Annotated in this window: 17 protein-coding genes; 4 read left to right on the forward strand and 13 right to left on the reverse strand. The window is 62.1% G+C overall.

The genetic code is table 11. From position 1 onward, the window contains the following. Nucleotides 1-73: 73 nt before the first annotated feature. From AAFX91_RS13650 to AAFX91_RS13670, 5 genes are all read right to left on the reverse strand, one after another. Nucleotides 74-1666, reverse strand: coding sequence for a class I adenylate-forming enzyme family protein (locus tag AAFX91_RS13650; protein WP_394566830.1), 1593 nt, complete (start codon nucleotides 1664-1666; stop codon nucleotides 74-76). A 243-nt stretch (nucleotides 1667-1909) separates the two neighbouring features. Then, the gene (gene panB / locus AAFX91_RS13655) at nucleotides 1910-2731 is read right to left on the reverse strand and encodes a 3-methyl-2-oxobutanoate hydroxymethyltransferase (RefSeq protein WP_394566831.1); all 822 of its coding nucleotides are present in this window, start codon (nucleotides 2729-2731) and stop codon (nucleotides 1910-1912) included. A gap of 2 nt (nucleotides 2732-2733) precedes the next feature. Beyond that, complete coding sequence (locus AAFX91_RS13660) at nucleotides 2734-3318, reverse strand: NnrU family protein (RefSeq protein WP_394566832.1); 585 nt, start codon at nucleotides 3316-3318, stop codon at nucleotides 2734-2736. A 217-nt stretch (nucleotides 3319-3535) separates the two neighbouring features. Continuing rightward, entirely contained in the window at nucleotides 3536-4144 is a 609-nt protein-coding gene (locus AAFX91_RS13665) for a hypothetical protein (protein ID WP_394566833.1), read from the reverse strand. Nucleotides 4145-4369: 225 nt separating this feature from the next. Beyond that, entirely contained in the window at nucleotides 4370-5989 is a 1620-nt protein-coding gene (locus tag AAFX91_RS13670; protein WP_394566834.1) for a peptide chain release factor 3, read from the reverse strand. 154 nt (nucleotides 5990-6143) lie between these two features. On the opposite strand from AAFX91_RS13670, the gene sugE reads away from it, so the two are divergent. Next, nucleotides 6144-6458 carry a quaternary ammonium compound efflux SMR transporter SugE gene (gene sugE / locus AAFX91_RS13675; RefSeq protein ID WP_282529924.1) on the forward strand — a complete coding sequence of 105 codons (315 nt, stop codon included), beginning with the start codon at nucleotides 6144-6146 and terminating at the stop codon, nucleotides 6456-6458. Here sugE and AAFX91_RS13680 read toward each other — a convergent pair whose 3' ends face one another. The 7 genes from AAFX91_RS13680 to AAFX91_RS13710 form a co-directional block, all read right to left on the reverse strand. Further along, on the reverse strand, nucleotides 6459-7463 hold the full coding sequence (locus AAFX91_RS13680; protein ID WP_394566835.1) for an inorganic phosphate transporter: 1005 nt from the start codon (nucleotides 7461-7463) through the stop codon (nucleotides 6459-6461). A gap of 10 nt (nucleotides 7464-7473) precedes the next feature. Next, the gene (locus tag AAFX91_RS13685; protein ID WP_130582311.1) at nucleotides 7474-8118 is read right to left on the reverse strand and encodes a DUF47 domain-containing protein; all 645 of its coding nucleotides are present in this window, start codon (nucleotides 8116-8118) and stop codon (nucleotides 7474-7476) included. Between the two features lie 302 nt (nucleotides 8119-8420). Further along, nucleotides 8421-9389, reverse strand: a complete 969-nt coding sequence (locus AAFX91_RS13690; protein WP_394566836.1) for a branched-chain amino acid ABC transporter permease — start codon at nucleotides 9387-9389, stop codon at nucleotides 8421-8423. Between the two features lies 1 nt (nucleotide 9390). Further along, nucleotides 9391-10254: a branched-chain amino acid ABC transporter permease gene (locus AAFX91_RS13695; RefSeq protein WP_130582313.1), complete on the reverse strand. Its 864-nt coding sequence runs from the start codon at nucleotides 10252-10254 to the stop codon at nucleotides 9391-9393. A gap of 68 nt (nucleotides 10255-10322) precedes the next feature. Continuing rightward, complete coding sequence (locus AAFX91_RS13700) at nucleotides 10323-11543, reverse strand: ABC transporter substrate-binding protein (RefSeq protein ID WP_130582314.1); 1221 nt, start codon at nucleotides 11541-11543, stop codon at nucleotides 10323-10325. Nucleotides 11544-11582: 39 nt separating this feature from the next. Next, entirely contained in the window at nucleotides 11583-12329 is a 747-nt protein-coding gene (locus AAFX91_RS13705; protein WP_394566837.1) for an ABC transporter ATP-binding protein, read from the reverse strand. Next, nucleotides 12322-13077 (reverse strand): ABC transporter ATP-binding protein, encoded by a 756-nt coding sequence (locus tag AAFX91_RS13710; RefSeq protein ID WP_028166030.1) that lies wholly within the window; start codon nucleotides 13075-13077, stop codon nucleotides 12322-12324. Before AAFX91_RS13710 ends, AAFX91_RS13705 begins: the two co-directional genes overlap by 8 nt. Nucleotides 13078-13413: 336 nt before the next feature. Between AAFX91_RS13710 and AAFX91_RS13715 the strand changes: the two genes are divergently transcribed. Both AAFX91_RS13715 and AAFX91_RS13720 read left to right on the forward strand, forming a co-directional pair. Then, the gene (locus AAFX91_RS13715) at nucleotides 13414-14016 is read left to right on the forward strand and encodes a PAS domain-containing protein (protein WP_130584359.1); all 603 of its coding nucleotides are present in this window, start codon (nucleotides 13414-13416) and stop codon (nucleotides 14014-14016) included. 122 nt (nucleotides 14017-14138) lie between these two features. Further along, complete coding sequence (locus AAFX91_RS13720) at nucleotides 14139-14657, forward strand: AAA family ATPase (RefSeq protein ID WP_130584360.1); 519 nt, start codon at nucleotides 14139-14141, stop codon at nucleotides 14655-14657. Between the two features lie 206 nt (nucleotides 14658-14863). On the opposite strand, the gene AAFX91_RS13725 is transcribed toward AAFX91_RS13720, so the two are convergent. Next, entirely contained in the window at nucleotides 14864-15793 is a 930-nt protein-coding gene (locus AAFX91_RS13725; protein ID WP_394566838.1) for a class I SAM-dependent methyltransferase, read from the reverse strand. A gap of 390 nt (nucleotides 15794-16183) precedes the next feature. Here AAFX91_RS13725 and AAFX91_RS13730 point away from each other — a divergent pair, with 390 nt between their 5' ends. Beyond that, entirely contained in the window at nucleotides 16184-17092 is a 909-nt protein-coding gene (locus AAFX91_RS13730) for an FkbM family methyltransferase (RefSeq protein WP_130584174.1), read from the forward strand. Nucleotides 17093-17155: the final 63 nt, after the last annotated feature.

The raw sequence follows: 17155 nt of genomic DNA on the forward strand, positions 1-17155 counted from the left end.
ATCAGACTCTCCGATGGTTCGAGTGTGGAAACCCAAACCTACCGGAAAGGGCGCGCTCACCGCCCCATGGAATCTACCGCCCCGCCAGCGTTTCCCGTAACTGCCGCTTGATCACCTTGCCGTTGGCGTTGCGCGGCAGCGGGTCGCGTGTGATCGCCATTGTTTCCGGCACCTTGTAGTCGGACAGCCGCTCGGCGCACCAGGCACGCAAGACTTCCGCGCCAACCTCGTCGCGGGTCACCACCACCGCATGGACGCGTTCGCCCAGCACCGGACAGGGCTTTGCGATGATCGCGCTTTCGACGACGGCGGGATGTCCTGCCAGCACCGACTCGACCTCAGCCGAATAGATCTTCAGGCCGCCGCGGTTAATCATGTCCTTCTGGCGGTCGAACACGCGGACGAAATCGCGCTCGTCGATCGAGCCGAGATCGCCGGAATGCCAGAAGCCGGCGGTGAAGCTGTCCGCTGTCGCCTTCGGATTGTTCCAGTAGCCCTTGATGACCGAGCCGCTGCGGATCCAGATCTCGCCGATCTCGCCGCGCGGCAGCTCGCGGTGATTGCCGTCCATCACGATGATCTCGGCGCCGGGGCATGGCAGGCCGACGCTGTCGATATGCGCAGCCGTCAATTCGCCGGGCATCAGGGTCGAGGGCGACGTGGTCTCGGTGGCGCCGTAGCAGTTCGCGAGCTTCAGTCCGGGTAATTTCGCGTCCAATCGCTCGATCGTCGCGACCGGCATCGGGGCGCCGCCGAAGCCGCCGATGCGCCAACTCGAGAGATCGTAGCTGTCGAAATCCGGCTGCAGCAGGCAGAGATTGTACATCGCCGGCACCATCACCGTGTAGGTGACGCGCTCGCGGGAGGCGACCTTCAGATATTCGGCCGCCTTGAACTCGGGCATGATGATCAACGCGCCGCCACAGCGAGCCATGGTCGTGATATTGGCGACCGCGCCGGTGACATGCGCCAGCGGCACGGCCGCGATCGAGCGGTCCGCCGCTGTGAGTTTCAGGGTGGACACGAACACCATCGAGGAATGGATGACGTTGCAATGCGCGAGCATCGCGCCTTTCGGCCGCCCCGTGGTGCCAGATGTGTAGAGGATCATCGCCGTATCCTCTTCGCCGACCATTGCTGGCGCCTCTGATGGCACATTGTCGCGCAGCGCTGCGAATTGCGATCCGCTGTCGTCGCTGACGGAAATCCGACGCTCCAGCGCGGGAACATCGGCCGCGTCGGGCACGCGCGCGGCAAGCGTCGCCTCGTGGATCAGGAGCTTCGCGCCACAGTCGCTCAAGACGTAGGCGATCTCGGGCTTCTGCTGCCGCGTCGAGAGCAGCACCGTCACCAGGCCCGCATGCGCGGCGGCGAACATCGTCAGCACGAATTCGATGCGATTGCCGAGCAGCACCGCGACCCGATCGCCGGCGCGCAGACCGAGCTTCTGCAATCCGGCCGCGACCTGCGCGGACTGCTGCACGACCTCGCGCCAGTTCATTCGCCTGTCGCCACAGATCAGCGCCTCGCCGTCAGGGTTTCTGGCGGCGGCCTCCGATATCATCGCCCAGATGCTCTTCGGCCGCTCGCAAAACACCGGCACGACCCGGTCGCCGAAGCGCGCTTCGAGCCGCATGTCCGGAATCGAATGCCCTGACCAGTTCATCACCCTGTCCTACAGGTTTGCTTCACGTCTCCCGGAATGGCGGGAGGTGCTTCCTCACGCGCTGTCATTCCGGGGCACGCGTAAGCGTGAGCCCGGAATCCATTCCGCCGCAGAGTTTGCCGCCCGATGGATTCTCTGATGTGCAATTGCACATCATAGCACGCGACTTCGTCGCGCCCCGGAATGACGACGGAGGGAACGCAACGTCCATCGCGGAGCAACTCGATCTGACTTCGCCAACCTCTAGCTCTTTTTCATGTCGTAGACATGCTCAGGCCCGGGGAATTTGCGCGCGCGGACGTCGGCGGCATAGCCCTCGATGGCCGCTTCGATCGAGGGTCCGAGATTGCCGTAGCGGCGGACGAATTTCGGGGTGCGCGGCGAAAGCCCGAGCATGTCCTCGAGCACGAGCACCTGGCCATCGCAGGCGGCGCTCGCACCGATGCCGATGGTGGGAATGGCGATCTCCTGCGTGATCTTGCGCGCGAGCGGCTCGGCCACCGCCTCGATCACGACCGAGAAGGCGGCGGCTTCCGCGATCGCCTTGGCGTCGTTCTCGATCGGCGCCCAGCCTTTCTCGTCGCGCCCCTGCGCACGGAACGAGCCTAACGTGTTGATCGATTGCGGCGTCAGGCCAATATGGCCCATCACGGGAATGCCGCGCTCGGTCAGGAACGCTACCGTCTCGGCCATGCGGGCGCCGCCTTCGAGCTTCACCGCGCCGCACTCGGTCTCCTTCAAAATCCGCACCGCGGCATGAAACGCCTGCTCCTTTGACGCCTCATAGGAGCCGAACGGCATGTCCACCACGACAAGCGCGCGCTCGGAGCCGCGCATCACCGCGCGTCCCTGCAGGATCATCATCTCCAGCGTGACGGGCACGGTGGTCTCGAGCCCATGCATGACGTTGCCGAGGGAATCGCCGACCAGGATGACGTCGCAGTAGCGGTCGACCAGCGCCGCAGTATGCGCGTGATACGACGTCAGCATCACGATCGGCTCGCCGTTCTTGCGGGCGCGGATATCGGGTGCGGTCTTGCGCTTGATGGCTGATTGTACGGACATAGTTAAGCTCCAACGACGGGGACGCCAATCACGACCGGATGGAACGCGAAGGCCAGTGCGACATAGGCGACGACGCCGACCGCGACCGCGATCATATCATTGCCGGCACCGCCGACCGGAATCGGCGGACCGCCGGCATCAGTGCGATGTTTCAGTGAGATGCGGTCGAACACCGCCCAGGCCAGGAACGAGCCGAACAGGATGATCGAGCCGAGATCGCCATTGGCGAGCAGATGTGCCGCCGCCCATAATTTGATGCCGGCGAGCATCGGATGCTTCAGCGTCGTGTAGATGCGGCCGCGGATGTAGGACGCAACCACCAGGATCACGGCCGGCAGCATCAGCGCGATGGTGATGTGCTTCAGGAATGTCGGCGGATACCAGACGTCGATCCAGCCCGTCGCGCGGTAACGGGCAAATCCCCAGATGATCAGCGCGAGCCCGATCGCGGAGACCACCGAATAGGCGATCTTGTAGCCGCCCTCGCCCATCGCATCGATGCAGCGCGCACGCGAGCCGCGCTGGGTCGTAAGCGTGTGGACAGCGAAGAACAGGACCAGTCCCAGGATCATCACCAGCAGTCCCACGATGTCCCTCCCTCGGCGTGGTGCGTATTGGGCCTTCGGGTATCACTTTAGCGGCGTGGAGTGCAATGCGCCAAAAATAGGCGAGCCCTTGGCTTCGACCCTCCGCGCGTCATACGCGGGCTTAACCCGCGTATCCATCTTCCGCGCAGCGGACAATGATGATTCTTTCGACGGATGGATTGCCGGGTCAAGCCCGGCAATGACAGCGGTGAGGAAGTTACGGCTTCTCCGCCTGCTTGCCCAATTCACGATTGTCGACATAGCGGATCGCGATCGGGCGGCCGGCGAGCGCGCCGCCGAGGCCATTGCTGAATTTGAGTGGCAGGCAGCCCTTCAGCGATGCGTCGATCGCGTTCAGGTAGGTGGTGCGGGTATCTGCGGGAACGCCTGATGTGGCGAAGGTCATGCGCGGCGCTCCGATCATCTCGCCGGAGCGCTTGAAGCTGAAACGGACCGACATCTGCATGCCCCCGCGCGCGTCGTCGGCCGACGGCGGCGTCCAGCAGGAGCGCAGCGCCTGGAAGAGATCGCCGATGGTGTCGAGATCGTGATCGGGCTTCTTGTATTTCTCGGCCTGGTCCTGCGGCGGCACCGTCATGATCGTGAGCTGCAGGTTCTCGCCATAGGGGTAGTTCATCTCGGGGATGCACGGCCAAGTGCTGAACACGCCGCAATAGGACGGCGTGCAGGGTCCTTCCTCCAGCACGCTGCAGGGCGTATGCGCGAAAGGCACCGGGTTGATCTGGTGCCGCCGCCGCTCCGCGGCATGGCCCGCGGAAATTCCGAGGACGATGAGTGCGAGGCAGATCACGACGCGTCGCAGCATGAGACAAGCCCTTTGGATGCCGCCCCCAAGGAAATGAGGGCCGCTAGCGGCGTCATCAAGCTGGCGCGCGTTCACTTCCTTGCGTGCGCGGCGAGTTCCGCCCGCACCGCTGTCATCGCCCGACTTGATCGGGCGATCCAGTATTCCAGAGACGATTGTGCTTCACCGAGAGGCCGCCGCCTGGGTCCCCCGCCTTCGCGGGGGACGACGGCTGCAGCTAGCGACCTACCCCTTCCGCTTGACGTCCTTGACGTTGGAGAAGGTGATGCCCTCGGCGCGTTCCTGGGTGTAGCCGAGGTAGAATTCGTTCCTGGCCATGAACACGGGATCGCCGTCGACATCGTCGGCGATGGCGGAGTTGTTGGCGGCGACGAAAGTGTCCAGCTTCTTGCGGTCGTCGGAGGAGATCCAGCGCGCGAGCTGGAATTCCGACACCTCGAATTCCACCGGCAGCGAGTATTCGGCATCCAGCCGCGCCTTCAGCACATCGAGCTGCAGCGGGCCGACCACGCCGACGAGAGCCGGAGCGCCGTCGCGCGGGCGGAACACCTGCACGACGCCCTCCTCCGACATCTGTTGCAAGGCTTCCTTCAGCTTCTTTGCCTTCATCGCGTCGGTCAGCCGCACGCGGCGGACGATTTCCGGCGCGAAGCTCGGCACGCCGACGAAGGTCAAATCCTCGCCTTCGGTGAGGGTATCGCCGATCCGGAGCGTGCCGTGGTTGGGAATGCCGACGACGTCGCCGGCGAAGGCCTCGTCCGCCACCGAACGGTCCTGGGCGAAGAAAAATTGCGGGCTCGACAGGCTCATATTCTTGCCGGTGCGCACCAGCTTCGCCTTCATGCCGCGGCTGAGCTTGCCCGAGCAGAGCCGCGCGAACGCAATACGGTCGCGGTGGTTCGGATCCATGTTGGCCTGGATCTTGAAGACGAAGGCGCTCATGCGCGGCTCTGATGCCTCGACCTTGCGCAGATCGGAATCCTGGGCACGCGGCGCCGGCGCGAATTGCCCGAGCCCTTCCAGGAGATCGCCGACGCCGAAATTGCGCAGCGCGCTGCCGAAATAGACCGGCGTCAGATGACCCTCGCGGAACGCATCGAGCTCGAACGGCTTGCAGGCTTCCGATACCAGCGCGAGTTCGTCCTTGATCTCGGCGACGTCGAGATTGGGATTGCGGCTGGCGAGATCGGCGATGTCGATCTGCTCGGCCTGCCCGGTCTTGGCGCCGCCGCCTTCGAGCAGGCGCACGCCACCGTTCCTGACGTCATAGGTGCCCATGAAATCGCGGCCGCGGCCGACCGGCCAGGTCATCGGCGTGGTGTCGAGCGCCAGCGTCTTTTCGATCTCGTCCAGGAGGTCGAAGGTGTCGCGGCTCTCGCGGTCCATCTTGTTGATGAAGGTGATGATCGGGATGTCGCGCAGGCGGCAGACCTCGAACAGTTTTCGCGTGCGCGCCTCGATGCCCTTGGCCGCGTCGATCACCATGACGGCGGAGTCGACGGCGGTCAGCGTGCGATAGGTGTCTTCCGAAAAGTCCTCGTGGCCCGGTGTGTCCAGGAGGTTGAACACGTGGTCCTGGAACTCGAAGGTCATCACCGAGGTGACCACCGAGATGCCACGCTCGCGCTCGATCTTCATCCAGTCGGAACGCGTGTTCCGCCGTTCGCCCTTGGCCTTGACCTGGCCGGCGAGATTGATGGCGCCGCCGAACAGCAGGAGCTTTTCGGTCAGCGTGGTCTTGCCGGCGTCCGGGTGGGAGATGATCGCAAACGTGCGCCGCCGCGCCACTTCATCGGCAAGCGGGGAACGAGACGGCGATTCGGCTGTCAGGGCAAGGTCGGACATGGCGGTGAGCGTTTGGCAGGGAAACTCGGGGCGATCAAGCCTATTTGGTGATTGCGGAGCGCGAAGGCCAGCCCCATATCGGGCCCGGGAAGGACGACCTTCCTGTTCACGACATCAGCCGCGGGGACGACCCTGCCCTATCAGGAGGGTCGTCATGGCCTGGACTATCTTGCTCATCGCCGGTCTGATGGAGATCGGCTGGGCGATCGGGCTCAAATATACCGAAGGTTTCACACGGCTCGTTCCATCGGTGCTGACGCTTCTGAGCATGGTCGGCAGCATTGTCCTGCTCGGGCTCGCGCTGAAGACGCTGCCGATCGGAACCGCCTATGCGGTGTGGACCGGCATCGGCGCGGTCGGAACGGCGATGCTCGGCATCATCCTGTTCGGCGAGCCAGCCACCGCGCTTCGGCTTTCGAGCATCGGGCTGATCGTGGCCGGCATTGTCGGCCTCAAGCTGGTCACCTGATCAGCGCAGCGCCAACACCACCCAATAGGTGACGGCCGCGACCGCGGCGGCGGCTGGGATGGTGATGACCCAGGCATAGACGATCGAGCTTGCGACATTCCAGCGCACCGCCGACATCCGGCGGGCCGCACCGACGCCGACGATGGCGCCGGTGATGGTGTGGGTGGTGGAAACGGGAACCCCGAGGAACGTCGCCATGAACAGGGTCGCCGCCCCGCCGGTCTCCGCGCAAAAGCCCTGCATCGGCGTCAGCTTGGTGATGCGCAGCCCCATGGTGCGGACGATGCGCCAGCCGCCCATCAGGGTGCCCAGCGCCATCGCAGCCTGGCAGGCCAGCACCACCCAGAACGGGATGCCGAACTCCTCGCCGAGATGTCCCTGCGAATAGAGCAGCACGCCGATGATGCCCATGGTCTTCTGCGCGTCATTGCCGCCATGGCCGAGCGAATAGAGCGAGGCGGAGACGAATTGCAGGATGCGGAAGGCGCGGTCGACCGCGAACGGTGTCGAGCGCACCGACAGCCATGACACGATCGCGACCAGCACCAGTGCCAGCAGGAAGCCGATCAAAGGCGACAGCACGATCGCGAGCAGCGTCTTGGAGAGCCCGCTCCACACCGCCGCCGAGACCCCCGCCTTCGCCATGCCGCCGCCGACCAGGCCGCCGATCAGCGCATGCGAGCTCGACGACGGAATGCCGAGTGCCCAGGTGATCACGTTCCAAACGATGGCGCCGACCAGCGCGGCGAAGATCACGGTGGCATCGACGACCTCCGGCTCGATGATCCCGGTGCCGATGGTGTTGGCGACGTGCAGTCCGAATACGGTGAACGCGACGAAGTTGAAGAACGCCGCCCAGAACACCGCGAAATGCGGCCGCAGCACGCGGGTCGAGACGATGCTCGCGATCGAATTCGCGGCGTCATGCAGGCCGTTCAGGAAATCGAACAGCAGGGCGACCGCGATCAGGATCACCAGGACCGGAAGACCAAGCGTGGCGTCCACGTAAACTGCCCTACACTTGCTCAATCACGATCGAGTTGATCTCGTTGGCGACGTCGTCGAAGCGGTCGGCGACTTTTTCGAGGTGATCGTAGATCTCGGCGCCGACGATGAAATCCATCGTGTTTGCGTCGCGGTGCTTGAGGTAAAGCTCCTTCAGCCCGATGTCGTGGAGATCATCGACCCGGCCCTCGAGCTTGGTCAATTCCTCCGTGATCTGGGTCAGCATCGAGACGTTGCTGCCGATCGACTGCAGGAGCGGCAGAGCGCGCCCGACCAGATTGGCGCATTCCACGATCAGTGTCCCCATCTCGCGCATCGGCGGCTCGAACGCGCGCACCTCGAACAGCACCACCGCCTTGGCGGTCTGCTGCATCTGGTCGACGGCATCGTCCATGGAAGTGATCAGGTTCTTGATGTCGCCGCGGTCGAACGGGGTGATGAAGGTGCGGCGGACGGCGGTCAGAACCTCGCGGGTAATGTTGTCGGCGTCATTCTCGAACTGGTTGACGCGCTGGCAGTGGACGGGCGTCTCGTCCCCACCCTTCAGCACATCCTGCAGCGCCATCGCGCACTGGACGGAGGTCTTGGCATGCCGGGCGAACAGGTCGAAAAACCGCTCCTCCTTGGGCAAAAAGGCTCGAAACCAGCGTAGCATAGGTCATATCCATCGTGCCGGACGGCCACTCCGTAACCTGTCACAAAACTGTCATAGAACATTTTGTGCAGGAACGGCCAGCGCTCCGCCGCCGGAACCCGGTCATCCACCGCTTTGTGAAAGGGTCCCCGATGCCTTCGAGGGCCCAACGCAGCAGGATTGCGTTGGACTCCATCTCGCCACGCGATCGGTGCCGTAGCCTGGGTGGAACGCCAGCGTAACCCAGGGCCGTTGGTAAACGCGGACGCAGATGTCCCGGGTTACGCGTTCCGCTCCACCCGGGCTACGATGCGTAGCAAGCCCTACAGCGACCGCCTGAGCAAACGCGCGACCTCGCCGATGATGCCGCGGCGGAAGGTCAGCACGCAGGCGACGAAGATGACGCCCTGGATCACGGTCACCCACTGGCCGTAACCAGCCAGATATTGCTGCATGGCGATGATGATGAAGGCGCCGACCACGGGACCGAAAACGGTGCCGAGGCCGCCGACCAGCGTCATCAGCACGATCTCGCCGGACATCGACCAATGCACGTCGGTCAGCGAGGCGTTCTGGGCCACGAACACCTTGAGCGAGCCGGCAAAGCCCGCCAGCGTGCCTGACAGGATGAAGGCAAGCAGCTTGTACTGGTCGGTCTTGTAGCCGAGCGAGATCGCGCGCGGCTCATTCTCGCGGATCGACTTCAGCACCTCGCCGAAGGGCGAGTTGATGGTGCGGTAGATCAACAGGAAGCCGCCGAGGAAGCCGCCGAGCACGACGTAATAAAGCACCGTCGACTTGGCGAGGTTGAAGACGCCGAACAGAAAGCCCTGCGGAATGCCCTGGATGCCGTCTTCGCCATGGGTGAACGGCGCCTGCAGGTAGATGAAGTAGAGGAGCTGGGACAGCGCCAGCGTGATCATCGAGAAGTAGATGCCCTGCCGGCGGATCGAGATGTAGCCGGTGATGACGGCAAGCCCGCAGGCCGCGGCCGTGCCGATGATGATGCCGAGCTCCGGCGGCAGCGCCCACACCTTCAGCGCATGCGCCGAGACGTAGCCGGCGGTGCCCAGGAACATCGCGTGGCCGAACGACAGCAGGCCGCCATAGCCGACCAGCAGGTTGAAGGCGCAGGCGAGCAGCGCAAAGCACAGCGCCTGCATCACGAAGAACGGATAGATGCCGGTGAGCGGCACGATGGCCAGCAGCACGGCCATTATGCCGAAAGCGACCATCTCGTCGCGCATCGCGCGCGGCGGGACCGGCAGGGTATCGTCGGTGAGTGTTGACATATCAGGCCGCCCGTCCGGTCAGTCCCGTCGGCTTCACAAGCAGGACCAGCACCATCAAGACGAACACGACGGTGTTGGAAGCCTCGGGGTAGAAATACTTGGTCAATCCCTCGATCACGCCGAGCGCGAAACCGGTGATAATCGATCCCATGATCGATCCCATGCCGCCGATCACCACCACCGCGAACACGACGATGATGAGGTCGGCGCCCATCAGCGGGCGGACCTGGTTGATCGGCGCCGACAGCACGCCTGCGAGTGCCGCAAGCCCGACGCCGAGGCCGTAGGTGAGCGTGATCATCCTGGGCACGTTGATGCCGAAGGCACGTACCAGCGTCGGATTTTCGGTCGCGGCGCGCAGATAGGCGCCAAGCTGCGTCTTCTCGATCAGGAACCAGGTGGCCAGGCATACCACCAGCGAGAACACGACCACCCAGCCGCGATAGACGGGCAGGAACATGAAGCCGAGATTCATGCCGCCGCGGAGCGCGTCGGGAATCTGGTACGGCAGGCCGGAAGAGCCGAAATAGTTCTGGAAGATGCCCTGGATGATCAGCGCGATGCCGAAGGTCAGCAGCAGGCCATAGACATGGTCGAGGCCGGACAGCCATTGCAGCATGGTCCGCTCCAGGATCATGCCGAAGATGCCGACCACGATGGGCGCGATGATCAGCGCCCACCAATAGCCGAGGCCGGCGATGTTGAGCAGGAAGTAGGCGCAGAAGGCGCCCATCATGTAGACCGCGCCATGGGCGAAATTGATGATGTTGAGCATGCCAAAAATCACGGCAAGCCCGAGGCTGAGCAGCGCGTAAAACGAGCCGTTGATCAGTCCCACCAGTAGCTGTGCGTAGAGAGCCTGCATCGCGTTGGCCTTCGCCCCCCTCCCCCCAAATGGAGCCCGCCGGCTTCACCGCCGGCGGGCGATGATAGTTACTTCTTGAGCAGCGCGCACTTGCTTTCGGAAAGCGGCGTGAACGCCTGGTCGGCCGGAACGGTGGCGACCAGCTTGTAGAAATCCCACGGTCCCTTGGATTCGGAGGGCTTCTTCACCTCGAACAGGTAGGCCGGATGGATGGCACGGCCGTTCGGCTGGATCTCGCCCTTGCCGAACAGATCATCCTCGGTCGGGATCGACTTCATCTTCTCCACGACCTTGGCGCCGTCATGCGGATTGCCGCCGAGCGCTTCGAGCGCCTTGAAATAGTGACGCAGCCCCGCATAGACGCCGGCCTGGACCATGGACGGCATGGCGTGTCCCTTCGACCGCTCCGAGAACCGCTTGGAGAAAGCCCGGGTCTGGTCATTCATGTCCCAGTAGAAGGTCTCGGTGAAGTTCAGGCCCTGCGCGACATCGAGCCCCATCGCCTTGACGTCGGTGAGGAACAACAGCAGCGCCGCCAGCTTCTGGCCGCCGGAAACGATGCCGAACTCAGCGGCCTGCTTGATCGAGTTGGTGGTGTCGCCGCCCGCATTCGCAAGGCCGATGATCTTGGCCTTCGACGATTGCGCCTGCAGCAGGAAGGACGAGAAGTCCGAGGTGTTGAGCGGATGCTTGACGCTGCCGAGCACCTTGCCGCCATTGGCGGTGATGACGGCGGTCGTGTCGCGCTCCAGCGCGGCGCCGAAGGCGTAGTCGGCGGTGAGGAAGAACCAGGTGTCGCCGCCGGACTTCACCAGCGCCTGTCCGGTGGAATGCGCCAGCATGTAGGTGTCGTAGGTCCAGTGCACCGTGTTCGGCGTGCACTGGGCGTTGGTCAGGTCCGAAGTCGCCGCGCCGGAGTTGATGTAGACGCCGTTCTTCTCCTTGACGACGTTGTTGACGGCGAGCGCCACGCCGGAATTCGGTACGTCGACGATGATGTCGACCTTGTCGACGTCGAACCACTGCCGCGCGATGGTCGAGCCGATGTCGGGCTTGTTCTGGTGATCGCCGGAAATGACGTCGATCTTCCACCCCTTGGCGAGAAGCCCGGAGTCCTCAACCGCCATCTGCGCCGCGAGCGTCGAGCCGGGCCCGCCGAGATCTGAATAAAGCCCGGACTGGTCGGAGAGCGCACCGATCTTCGCGGTCTTGTCCTGGGCAAGCGCGAGGCCAACCGAGGCGAACGTCAGGGCGGTGCCAAGCAGCAACGCCGAAATCCTGTTCTTCATATGATTGTGGTCCCTCTTGCTTTTCTTGATGTCGGCAATTCAGACGCCGAGATAGGTGTGGAGCTTGTCCATGTTGGCGGAGAGCTCCGAATTGGCAAAACCGTCGATCACCTTGCCGTGCTCGACAATGTAATAGCGGTCAGCGACCGTCGATGCGAAACGGAAATTCTGCTCGACCAGCAGAATGGTAAAGCCCTCCGATTTGAGCCGCGCAATGGTATGGCCGATCTGCTGGATGATGACCGGCGCAAGCCCCTCGGTCGGTTCATCCAGCATCAGGAAACGTGCGCCGGTGCGCAGGATGCGCGCAATCGCCAGCATCTGCTGCTCGCCGCCGGACAGCTTGGTGCCCTGGCTGGAGAGACGCTCCTTCAGGTTCGGAAACAGATCGAAGATCTGGTCGAGCGACAGGCCCCCGGGGCGCACGGTCGGCGGCAGCAGCAGGTTTTCGCGCGCATCCAGGCTTGCGAAAATGCCGCGCTCCTCCGGGCAGAAAGCGATGCCCTTCCGTGCGATCCTGTCGGAGGACGCGCGGATGATCTCCTGGTTCTCGAAGCGGATCGAACCGGAGCGCTTGCCGATGATTCCCATCACCGATTTCAGCGTGGTCGTCTTGCCGGCGCCGTTGCGCCCGAGCAGCGTCACCACCTCGCCGGCATTCACATGAAAATTGATGCCGTGAAGGATGTGGGATTCGCCATACCAGGCCTGGAGGTCCTGCACGGCCAACACCTTCGCGTCCGCACGTTTTGCGGCCGGAGCTTCAGCCATTTTCAGCTCAGGCATGACCGGCTCCCAGATAGGCTTCCTTCACGCGCTCGTCCTTGGAGAGGTCGGCATAATGGCCCTCCGCGAGCACCTGCCCTCGCGTCAACACGGTGATGATGTCGGAAAGATTCGCCACCACCGAGAGGTTATGTTCGACCATCAGGATGGTGTATTTCGCGGAAATGCGCTTGATCAAGGCGGCGATCTTGTCGATGTCCTCATGGCCCATGCCGGCCATCGGCTCGTCCAGCAACATCATCTCCGGGTCGAGCGCGATCGTCGTTGCAATCTCAAGGGCGCGCTTGCGGCCATAAGGCATCTCGACGGCGGGAATGTTGGCGAACTCGCTCAAGCCGACATCGTCAAGCAGTTCCAGCGCGCGGGCATTATAGCGGTCGAGCACGCTTTTCGAGCGCCAGAAATCGAAGGAATTGCCGTGTTGGCGCTGCAAAGCGACGCGGACATTCTCCAGTGCCGTCAGATGCGGAAAAACCGCCGAGATCTGAAACGAGCGCACCAATCCGAGACGCGCGACATCGGCCGGCGGCATCGCGGTGATGTCCTGCCCTTTATATGCAATCCGGCCGGCGGACGGCTTTAGGAATTTTGTCAGGAGGTTGAAGCATGTCGTCTTGCCGGCCCCGTTGGGCCCGATCAACGCATGGATGCTGCCGCGACGCACTTTCAACGCGACGTCGCGAACGGCGAAGAAACCCGCGAATTCCTTGGTCAATCCGTGGGTCTCGAGAATGAACTCGTCGGCCAAACAATTTCCCCCTCGGCCTCACCGCGATTGCGCGCGCGGCCAAATTTTTTCCTGATCCGGCTGGTTTTCCGCGAACCCGGAAACCCATCCCGGACCGCCGCCCCCGGCGGCGGAATATGCCGATGCAACATGGGTTAGGCAAGGCGGAAAGCTGAGCACCGAGGACGCACCCCTCATCGGTTCCGTCTTCTCCAATAGCCGAATTGCAGCCGCCCCCGGTTTGTCGCTTCGGAAAGCCGCCATTAACGGTATTTTGCCGCGCAGCCAAGCCTTCATAGAATATTTCCGCGTCCAGCCGATGCTCTGGCCATCTGGTCCCGGGACGGATTTTCGACCTTGGAATTCGAGAGCACCAATTCATCGATCGTGAAATCGATCCGGCAGCGCGATCTGCTGAACGCCTGGCTCAGGCTGTATGCCCGTAACCGGTCGACGCCACGCGTCGACGAGTACGAGCCGGAGCGACTAGAGGAAGAGAGGCTCGACCTTGTCCACTACACGGTCGAGGCTGAATGTCAGCCGCCGCGATTGACGATCCGGAGCGAGGGCACGCGGATGGCGCATGCCTACGGCCACACCGGAAAGGGCCGCGCTCTCGACGACTATCTGGGCCCGCGCCTCGCGCCGATCGTATTGCCAGTCTACCACGAGTGCATCGCGCGCGGCCTGCCGGTCTACACGATCGCCCATATCGACGACATCTATGGACGACCAGTCGCCTATGAGCGGCTGCTCCTGCCGTTTGGCGAAGACGGCCGGATCACGCGTATCATCGCCTCGCTCAAGACGATCTGCGAAGACGGCCATTTCGAGATCAAGCATCTGATGCGCGGCGGCGATAAGCTGCCGGTGCCAAAGCTGTGCGCGGTCATCGATCGCGATCTCTTCCATCGCACCCCCGGCCGCCTCACAGCCGCCGACGTGCTCGAATTCGACTAGGGCATGTCCTCATAAACGCCCGGCGTCTGCTTTGAGGCGCAAACCGGAAAACGTTCGCTCGGTCTGAACCTCACCGCTTCTGCCCCATTGCGGACCTCGGAATACTGGCCGATGATCCGGGCATGATAAGCCGTCAACCTATACTCATAGTCTTCGGCGGCCTTCCGGGCACCGGGAAGACGACAGTTTCTCGCGAGCTGACAAGACGTCTCGCGGCTACATATCTTCGTATCGACGCTATCGAGCAGACCTTGCAGGAGGCAGGCCAAACGGTCGGCACGATGGGTTACGTCGTAGCCAACGCACTGGCGGCTGAAAATCTTGAGCTCGGCCGCATCGTTATAGCAGACTGCGTAAATCCAGTCCTCGCAAGCCGCGTCGGATGGCGACAGACCGCCTTGCAAAGATCGGCACCCATCGCTGAGATCGAAGTAGTTTGCAGCGACTTGGTTTTGCACCGGCAACGGGTGGAAGGCCGCACCTCAGACATCAGTGGCCTCAGGTTGCCAACGTGGGACGAAATAGTGAACCGGTACTATGAACCGTGGGATCGAGAGCATCTGGTGCTCGATACCGCCGATGGTTCATTCGATCATTTGCTCGAACGGGCGGAGTCGTATGTTCGCGCCAAGATCGGCTAGTCCGCTTGTGGCACAACGCAGCGATCCCGGATTGTCCGCTTCCGCGCTGCTGTCGGGAGCTAAGCAGATGTGAGCCCCGAGAGGTCTCGTTGCTTTTTGAGTACACGCCCTACTGCCCGCCGGCCGATTGCCTCAGATGCCCGTCTACGCGGCGCAGGAACAGTTTCACCATCAGTACTTGTCATTGCCCCGAGGACTTATCTGGCTCACTTCCGTGAAAGCCGATCTGCCTTGGTTGCCATAGCATTTCCTTGTTGGTCGTAATACTTCGGCATCTCGTTAGGATCGATCGCGTCCTCACTTCTCTGTCCGAGAAAGTAGAATCCGCTCGCCGCGTCGGCGACGGTGCGTCCCCCGCTAACGTTGTCGAGAAATCGAATCCAGAAGAATGGCAGCGAGATCAACCGGGACAACTTATCTCCTGCACCGAGCGCACGGGAGAAGTACCGGATCGACCAGACGAGTGCCACACCCGCACCGCTGGTCGGTCCGGCGCTGATCTCCGAGAACCGCCTGAACAGCCAACGATGTCCGCTCTGCGTAAACCGTGAAAAATCGTAGGCGCGTTCGTGGACTTGCTGCATGAACGGTGTTTCCGCGTAAACCAAGCCGTCAGGCCGCAGCACGCGATGAATTTCAGCAACGACCGTTGCGGGCTCCAGGACGTGCTCGAGCACTGCCTGAATCCAAACGCCGTCGAATACCCCATCATCGAAGGGCAGCTTATGGGCATCAGCAACCAAGCTGGTGTAAGGAGATGCGAAGACATCAGTTCCGAGCAGCTCGATGGAAGTGGCGTTGTAGAGCTCGTCTGCACCCGAGCCGATCGTTCCGCCGCCGACGACCGGGACGTTGGCCCGGTCGCGACGTTGCTTCAGAAGTTCCACGAACTTTGCGCAATTTGACGCGGCGACTGGGTTCTTGCCAAAGCCGAACCGATGAAGCCGCGAGCCAAGCGAGCGGCGGGTCAGGTCGCGAGCGAGCGCAGATCCGTTCTCGGCGCGATACATCTTGCGATCGAAAATACTCGTCGCAAAATCGATTAAGACCGGCTGCCCTCCTGCGACCGGAAAACCTGCCGCGCTATATTCGCAGGCTGCGTTCGAGCACGCTGGGTCAGTGTCCAGATTTCGCAATTTCGACGAGCACCGCGGACAGCGAACGTGGTGTTTCCAGCGCGCAGTGTCTGCAGGCTCCCTGGCACCTTCGGTTATAGTGGAATGCAACGAAACCCTCTCGAGGTTAGCCAAACGTCAGCATGCAGCTCAGTTGCTTCGACCTATCTGCTAACACCTGAGCTCAATTTCGGCAAAACGAGTATTGCTGTTTATCGCGGCCATGTCCGGCACGCGACAAATTCTTCGGCCGGAAAGTGCTGAAGCCTCAAAACATGTTCCATGACGAAGGCCGATCGCGTTCTGGTGCAAGTTGCTCGGACGAGCTACGACCGCAATCTTGCCCAACAACAGGACCTTGTTTAGCCATATTCTTGGCGGAGATTTGCCATCTGGAATAGCGATTTTTAAATGGGGGCATTAAATGGGTCGACGATTATGATTGCTCCGAAGAGTTTTCGCTTCTTCCTGAAATACGCATTAACTGATCCGTCGCGGCTGACCGACATGATCCGGCGTAGGGCGCTCGAGCAGGTCAAAGCAGCGCCAACTGGTATCGCAAGAACGCATTTTAATGGCGTGCAGTATGAAATAGACATGTCGCTGCATCGCTTGATGGCGAAGTATTTTTTTCAGACCCATGAGATGTTTCTTGAACGGATCTTCAGGCACTTCTTGAGTCCTGGAACGACCTTCATTGATATCGGCGCCAACTGCGGTTACTGGTCTGCTTATGCACTGTCGCTAGTGGGTCAGACCGGGGAAGTGCACGCATTTGAGCCGGTACCTCAGTATTTCGCCTTTATCCAACGTCTCGCCGAACTCAATCCGGACTATCAGATTATCGCCAATCAGACCGCTTGCGGCGCTCTCCGCGGAAACTCCATGATGGCCGTTGTTGCGCCGCGCCCGGAGAATTTCGACAACTATGATACGAACATCGGATCGAGTTCACTTGCCGCCGGTTTTCTCGATCACGCGCGTGAGCTCACCGAGAACATCAGCGTCGGTGTCATCGCTCTGGATGATTATGTGCGCGAACGGAAGATTGATCTCGATCGAGTAAGTCTGATCAAGATCGACGTCGAAGGGTTTGAATCGGCGGTATTTGACGGGATGCAGGCGGTCCTGGCAAAGGACGGCCGCAAAGTCCCGCTTCTCTGTGAAATTCTCACAGACCTAAACCGTTCCCAGCCGCTCGATGGTCGGCTGATCATCGAGCGGCTCGAAGATTACGGATACCGCTGCCTTGATGCGACGCATTTGCGGCGGATCAACCGTCGCGCCCTCGGCTTTGAAGAAAACATTCTTTGTGTGTAATGCTCACCATGGAGAATGTGCCGCAGCTAGACTGCGCTGTAGAGCCGCCCCCGCTGTACTACT

This window comes from Bradyrhizobium sp. 31Argb (assembly GCF_043638955.1).
GTDB lineage: Bacteria > Pseudomonadota > Alphaproteobacteria > Rhizobiales > Xanthobacteraceae > Bradyrhizobium.